This is a genomic window from Syntrophorhabdus sp., from assembly GCA_012719415.1.
Lineage (GTDB): Bacteria > Desulfobacterota > Syntrophorhabdia > Syntrophorhabdales > Syntrophorhabdaceae > Delta-02.
Genome location: JAAYAK010000289.1, coordinates 1 through 1,667 on the forward strand (window position 1 = coordinate 1; position 1,667 = coordinate 1,667).

A 1,667-nucleotide genomic window follows, 5' to 3' on the forward strand; every position below is an offset into this window, starting at 1 on the left:
CGGGATTCAGTTTGAGCTTGCCTTCGCTCATCAGCTTGTTGATGAATTCCGCCTGATGGTAGACCTCGAAGTTGCCGCCGATCTGCGCGTATTCCTTCTTGATCGTGGTGTAGCAGTGAGGACAGGTCGTTATTATCTTCTTGATGCCTATCTCGTTGAGGAGCTCCACGTTGGCCTGGGCCGTGCCGAGGTATTGCTCTTCGTTACCGCAGCGCCTCGAGGGATCGCCGCAGCACATCTCGTCGGTGCCGAGGATGCCGAAGTTGACACCCGCCTGATTGAGTATCGTGGCAAATGCTCTCGCGACCTTTCTGTTCCTGTCGTCAAGGGAGGCAACACAACCCACCCAGTAGAGGTATTCCACCTCCTGCTCCATGGCGTTCCTGATATCGAGGCCTTCGGTCCAACCCAGCCTCTCTTTCTTGCCCATTCCGTAGGGGTTGTTGTTCTTCTGGAGGTTCTTGAAAAGAAGTTTCGTCTCCGACGTCGTCTTGCTCAGCGTAAGGGTGAGATAGCGCCTCATCTCGATATTCTTGTCGAAGGTCGGGATGGACACAGGACAATTCACCTGACAGGCCATACAGGCGGTACAGGACCACAGAGTCTCTTCCTGAATGGTGGTATCGATCATGCCGTCCTCGTTCTTCACGCCCGCACAGTGGCGTTCCCACTCGGCCTTGAGGTCCTGTATGAACTGCTTCGGAGAAAGCGGCTTGTCGGTGTTGTACGCGGGACAGAGATCCTGGCAGCGTCCGCAGCGGGTGCAGGCATCGAGGTCAAAGATCTGCCTCCACGTAAAGCCCTCTATGCTGTTAATGCCAAACTCCTCGGCGTTCTCGAAGTCTTCGATGGGTGCTATCGCGCCCCGTGCTCCCTCGGGAACATCCTCGACGCCCCTGAACATCATGTTCAGCGAAGAGGTAATGATGTGGAGCAGCCTGGAATGAACGATGTAGGCAATGAGACCGAAGGAAATGACCATGTGGAAATACCAGAACACCTTGTGGGTCACTTCGATGGATTCCTTCGGCATACCGGCGAAGATATAAGCCGTCACATAGCCTACAAAACTCCATTTCTCGTAGTCAGGCATCGAATGGGCGATCCTGACGCCTTCCGCCAGAAAACCCGTCACGAGAACGACAAGGATCCAGACCAGCACTATGGCGTCGTCCGGCTTGTTGTCGAGCCTCGACGGTTTCGTGACGTAGCGCCGGTACATGGCCATCAGTATACCGATAATGGCCATGAGGCCCGCCAGATCCAGGAAGAATGAGAAGATCAGGTAGAAACCGCCCTTCAGGAACTTCACCTTGAAGAGGAGATCCGTGAAGTCCGCCTGGATCGCGACGAGGGCCGTCCCGACAGAGAGTACGAGAAATCCCCAGAAGATGAAGAAATGCATCCATCCCGGGAAGGCTTCACGCAGAATGGACTTGTGGAAGATCCCGTTCGCGATGAAATATCCTATCCTCTCACCGAGCCTCTTCGTAAATTGTATGGGGGCCGGCTTTCCTATCTTCCACATGGCATAGCGCTTTTTCAATCCCATGATCAGAACAATGGCAACAATGACCAAGAAGGCATAACTGATATACTGACCAGCATGTCCCACGTTCCACATGATCTCTCGTCCGACATCGACCATAAACTCTGCCTCCTGAGGA

The 1,667-nt window shown here is 54.0% G+C and carries 1 protein-coding gene; it reads right to left on the reverse strand.

The features are described from left to right. Positions 1-1,648: 4Fe-4S dicluster domain-containing protein (locus tag GXX82_16750; protein NLT24694.1), on the reverse strand; the 1,648-nt coding region annotated here is incomplete at its 3' end. Between the last annotated feature and the right edge of the window lie 19 nt (positions 1,649-1,667).